The following is a 244-nucleotide window of genomic DNA, read 5'->3' on the forward strand; positions in this document are numbered from 1 at the left end:
TCGACTGGAGTGTCTTCAATTGTTGAAGCTGAATCATCTACAGCAATAGGAGCGTCATTTTCAGCACCTACAGTTACTGTTACCGTAGCGGTATCGGTTCCACCATTACCATCAGAAATAGTGTATTCAAAAGTATCAGTTCCGTTGAAGTTTTCGTCTGGAGTATAGGTTACCACGCCATTCTCATCGATAGTTACCGTTCCATTGGCAGGTTCCTGAGCTTCAGAAATTGTTACTGTAAGCT

1 protein-coding gene is annotated in these 244 nt (G+C 42.6%); it reads right to left on the reverse strand.

Annotation, left to right across the window (positions count from 1 at the left end):
* Positions 1–244 (reverse strand): Ig-like domain-containing protein (locus tag ACNKXS_RS15550; protein ID WP_417921604.1); only part of this gene is annotated, 244 nt, incomplete at both ends.

The sequence above is a fragment of the Christiangramia marina genome, from assembly GCF_048285865.1.
GTDB classification, from domain to species: domain Bacteria; phylum Bacteroidota; class Bacteroidia; order Flavobacteriales; family Flavobacteriaceae; genus Christiangramia; species Christiangramia marina.